This is a genomic window from Terriglobales bacterium (assembly GCA_035543055.1).
GTDB lineage: Bacteria > Acidobacteriota > Terriglobia > Terriglobales > Acidobacteriaceae > JAIQFD01.
Genome location: DATKKJ010000070.1, coordinates 1 through 4,961, shown reverse-complemented (window position 1 = coordinate 4,961; position 4,961 = coordinate 1). Strand labels below are relative to the sequence as shown.

At 63.8% G+C, this 4,961-nt stretch carries 3 protein-coding genes; all 3 read right to left on the bottom strand.

Annotated elements, in window-relative coordinates; all coding sequences use genetic code 11:
* The coding region (locus tag VMS96_05815) for a hypothetical protein (protein ID HVP42927.1) at positions 1–187 on the bottom strand (187 nt) is incomplete at its 3' end.
* On the bottom strand, positions 180–3,365 hold the full coding sequence (locus VMS96_05810; protein HVP42926.1) for an efflux RND transporter permease subunit: 3,186 nt from the start codon (positions 3,363–3,365) through the stop codon (positions 180–182). The genes VMS96_05815 and VMS96_05810, both read right to left, overlap by 8 nt.
* 46 nt (positions 3,366–3,411) lie before the next feature.
* A complete protein-coding gene (locus VMS96_05805) occupies positions 3,412–4,569 on the bottom strand; it encodes an efflux RND transporter periplasmic adaptor subunit (protein ID HVP42925.1) in 1,158 nt (385 codons plus the stop codon).
* Between the last annotated feature and the right edge of the window lie 392 nt (positions 4,570–4,961).

Here is a 4,961-nt window from a genome sequence, read left to right as displayed (position 1 = left end):
CCAGACCGTTCAGCACCGGGTCGTTGAACTGCTGCCACCAGGCGGTGTTGGCGAGATCCCGGACCTCTTTTTCTTCAAACCGCCAGGAGGCGGGCGTGTCGATGCTCGGTCGCTTATAGTCCGGGCCGACCGTCATGCAGCCCGTCAGCAAAACCAAGAGGATGCACCACAGGGCGCGCTTATGCATGCTCGTCTCCCTTGTTTGCTTTCCCGTGCTGCTTCTCAGCGAGGGCTCCTGCGTGACCTGTCGCGGTCTCACCGCGATGGGCGATTTTCTCCACGAGGTAGAAGGTCGCAGGTATTAGGAAAATGGCGATGAGGGTCGCCGCGAGCATGCCGCCCACCACCGTCGTGCCGAGGATCCGTCGGGAGTTGGCCCCGGCGCCGGTCGAGATCACGAGCGGAAAAACGCCCAGGATGAAGGCGAAGGCCGTCATGAGGATGGGGCGCAGGCGGACGCGGGCCCCCGCGAGCGCGGCATCGACCAGCGAGGCACCGTGGTCGTATTGTTGCTTGGCGAACTCGACGATGAGGATGGCGTTCTTCGCGGCGAGGCCAACGACCATGATCAGGCCGATCTGCGAGAACACGTCCAGTTCGAACCGCGCGACCCACAGGGCGGCCACGGCGCCGAAGACCGCGATGGGCGTGCCGAGCAGGACGCCGAAGGGCAGCGTCCAGCTCTCGTAGAGCGCAGCCAGGAGCAGGAAGACCACCAGCAGGGAGAAGCCGAAGACCGCGGCAGGCGGGATGCCCTCCGCCGCCACCTTTTCCTGGAACGACATGCCCGAGTAATCGAAGCCCATGTCGCCCGGCATGGTCTGCGCGAAGACCTCCTGGAGCGCCTGCATGCCCTGCCGGCTGCTGAACCCGGGCGCAAAGACTCCGTTGATCTGCGCCGCCCGGTACTCGTTGAACCGGACGCTGAACTCCGGGCCGTACACCGGTTTCATGGTGACGAGCGAGGACATCGGCACCGGCTCGTTGTTGGCGTTGCGCACGTAGAACTGGCCGACGGTGTCGGCCTTGGTGCGGAACTCACCCTCGGCCTGGACGTACAGCTGCCAGACCCGCCCGAACTGGTTGAAGTAGTTGACGAAGGCGCCGCCCAGGAAGCACTGCAGGGTCTGGTAGACCGATGCGAGATTGATGCCCTGCTTGAGCGCCTTGTCCCGCTCCACCTCGGCGAACAGCTGGGGCACGCTCGGCAGGAGCGTCGTGAAGAGCAGTGCAAACTCGGGCCGCTGGCGCGCCGCGGCGAGGAACTTCGCCGTGTTCTCGGCCAAGAAGGCGGGGTCCTTGCCGGCGCGGTCCTGCAGCATGAAGGTTACGCCCCCGGACGTGCCGACGCCCGCAATGACGGGCGGCGAAAACGCGAACGCCTGGGCGTCGGGAAGGCCCGCGAGCCGCCGGTTCAGGTCCCGCATGATGACGTCGGCGGTGAGCCCGTGCCTGTCCCGCGCGTCCCAGTCCTCCAGCGTGACGAAGTAGAAAGCGTTGTAGGTCGTGGACGCAAAGCTCAACAGGCTGAAGCCGAGGATGCCGCTGTAGTACTTGACGCCCGGCGTCTCCTTGAGCATGGCATCGATCTTGTTGCACGCCGCCGCCGTTCGCTGCATGGAGGCCGCCAACGGCAGCTGGACGTTCATGTACAGATACCCCTGGTCCTCGTCGGGAACGAAGCCGCCCGGCAGCCGGGAGCCGATGAGGCCTGCGACGCCCGTCACGGCGGCCAGCAGCAGCATGGACAGGACGGACTTGCGGATGAGATGGCCGCAGGCTCCCACGTAACCGTTGGTCGCCCGGGCGAACCAGCGGTTGAAGCCGCGGAAGAATATCCCTAGCGGGCCGCGCATCTCCCGCCTCGGCCGCAGGAGCAGCGCCGAAAGCGCCGGGCTTAGCGACAGCGCGTTGAAGGCCGAGATGATGACCGACACGGCGATGGTGACCGCGAACTGCTGGTACATCCGGCCCGTGATGCCCGGGATGAACGCCGTCGGGATGAAGACGGCGGATAGGACCAGCGCGACCCCCACGACCGGGCCCGACACCTCCTCCATCGCTTTGAACGCGGCGTCGCGCGGCGCCATCCCCTCCTCAATGTGGTGCTCGACCGCCTCGACCACTACGATGGCATCGTCGACCACGAGACCGATAGCGAGCACGAGGCCGAAGAGCGACAGCGTGTTGATCGAGAAGCCGAGGAGCGGAAACACGGTGAACGTGCCGACCAGGGACACCGGCACCGCCAGCAGAGGGATCAGGGTGGTCCGGAAGCCCTGCAGGAAGATGAACACGACGACGAGCACGAGGGCGATCGCCTCGAAGAGCGTCTTCACGATCTCCCGGATGCCGGCGGTCACGGCCAGCGTCGTGTCGAGCGCCGTCACGTAGTCCAGATCTTCAGGGAACCGCGCCTTGGCCTGCTCCATCAGCTTGGAGGCGGCCTTCATGGTCTCGATGGCATTCGAGCCGGGCAGCTGGTAGATGGCGATGATGGCTCCGGGGCGCCCGTTGAGGCGGCCCTGCCACTTGTAGGTCTGTGCCGCGAGCTCCACGCGCGCCACGTCCTTCACCCGCACCAGGGAGCCGTCGGGCATCGCCCGCACCACGACGTTCTCGAATTCCTCGACGCTCGCCAGGCGGCCCTGTGCGCGCACCGTGTAGGTGAACTCCTGGCCCGGCGGCACCGGATCGCCGCCGACCTGACCGGCCGGATTCACGGTGTTCTGGGCCTGCAGCGCGCTCACGATCTCGCTCACCGTGATGTCGAGCTTCCCCAGAATGTCGGGATTGACCCAGAGCCGGACGGCGTACTTGTCGGCGCCGTAGATCTGCACCTGGCCGACGCCGGGGACGCGCGTCAGCGGGTCGTTGATATTGACATAGGCGTAGTTGCTGAGGAACAGCGCGTCGTAGGTGCCCTTTGGCGAGTACAGCACGAACAGCCCCATCGGGCTCGTCACGGACTTTTTGACCGTCACTCCCTGGTTGACGACGTCGGGGGGGAGCTGCGAAGCGGCCTGCGTATATCTCAGGTTGGTGAGCACCTGGTCGTAGCTCGGGTCGGTGGTGATATCGAAGTCCACCCGCAGATGCATCTGCCCGGCGCTGGCCTGACTGAGCGAGTACATGTAGATCATGTTGTCGACGCCGCTCATCTGCTGCTCGATGGGCGTCGCAACCGACTGCTCGAGCGTCAGCGCGTCGGCCCCGGGGTAGGTCGCCGAGAGGAGGATCTCGGGTGGGGCGATCTCCGGATACTGCGCAATGGGCAGCCGGGCCAAGGCAACGAAGCCGACGATCACCATGAGGATGGAAATGACTATCGCCACGACGGGCCGGTTGATGAAAAACTTTGCCATAAGAGACTACCTTTCAGGAGTGGGAACGAATAGTGTCGTAAAATTGTCAGGAAGCGGCTTTGGAGACCTCCGGCACCTGCTGAGGGGCAAACGGCTTGGGGCTAACCTTGACCCCGTTGCGTACCTTCTGGGTGCCTTCAGCCACCACCCGGTCTCCGGGTTTGAGACCCTCGCGAATCACCCACAGCTCCCCGAGTCGCTCGCCGACCTTCACGTTTGTAATCTTCACCGTATTGTCGGCATCCACCACCGCCACCTGATAGCTGCCTTGAAGGTCATCGACCGCGCGCTGGGGCACGAGCAGGGCGCCTTTCTCCATGGCGATAAGGGCACGCACCTTGGCGAACTGCCCCGGCCGCAGGATGTTGTTGGGGTTGGGGAAGAGAATGGCCACCATGATCGTCCCGGTCCGCGGGTTCACCTGGCGATCGGCGAAGAAAAAGGTTCCCTTTTGCGGCCACGTGCTTCCGTCGGCCAGGATCAAATCGAATGTTATCTTATCAGCCTCCGTCTTTATTTCCTGCTTGTACCTCCCCATCGCCTCCAGATATTCGCGCTCGCTGATGGGCACGTTGATCTTGATGGGGTTCACGGTAGACACCGTGGTCAGCTCGCGCGCCTGGGGAGTTCCGACGAGATTGCCGATCTGGGCCATAGCCGCACCGGCGATGCCGTCGATCGGGGAGGCGATCTTCGTGAAACCCAGGTCGATCTCGGCCTTGCGCACCTGCGCCTGGGCCCCCAGCACCTGGGCCTCCGCGGCCTGCACGAGGCCGATGGCGTTATCCTTATCCCTCTGGCTGACCGCGTTGGCCGCCGCCAGCGGCAAGACGCGGTTCAGGTCGGCCTGGGCGGTCCACTGAACCGCCTGGTACTTGGCCAAGGCGGCCTTGGCTTCGTCCACCGTCGTCTGGAACGGGCGCGGGTCGATCTCGAAGAGCATGGCCCCCTTCTTGACGAAGTCGCCTTCCTTGTAGTTCCGTTTGATCAGATACCCTTGCACCTGGGCGAGGATGGTGGCGTTTTCGAACCCGTCGGTGGTCGCGATCCATTCCTTATACACCGGCGCATCCCGTTGCAGAACCTCCGCCACTTCAATCTCCGGCGGCGGTGGCGACACCGCCGCTTTCTGGTCCTCCTTGCAGCCGCTTGGGCTGAACGCGAGAAGGCTGCCCGCCAGGACCAAAACCAATTTGGCTTTCACATGGCCCCCTTTGTCGATGGTAATGTAGGCAAATTTACGAAGGTCAGCTGGCTACTTTTCCGATTTTATACGTCGGGTGATTTTTCGTCGCAGGCTGCGGCCTGCACGCCAATATAACCGCGCGTAATGCACTCCAAAGACGGTGTGCAAAAAGGCCCGGGACAGCAGTATGGCCGCCACGCTAAGGACCAGCAGGATGCGAGCCTGTCCCCGCGGGTGTTTGCTGACTGCGGTGAGAACCTAGCCTACTGTCCCGGTGGCAACAATCGATAATGAGATGATCGACACCATCAAGCCCTTCCGGTTCGGCTCGTCCAGGGAGACGCGCTCTCGCATCATAGGGCCGTCGGCACTGAAAAAAAACGATGCCTCGGAGAATTATACGTTACGTC

Bases quoted from the DNA above. Each gene is read 5' to 3' on its own strand.
- VMS96_05810 (HVP42926.1), bottom strand. From the start codon at position 3,365: ATGGCAAAGTTTTTCATCAACCGGCCCGTCGTGGCGATAGTCATTTCC.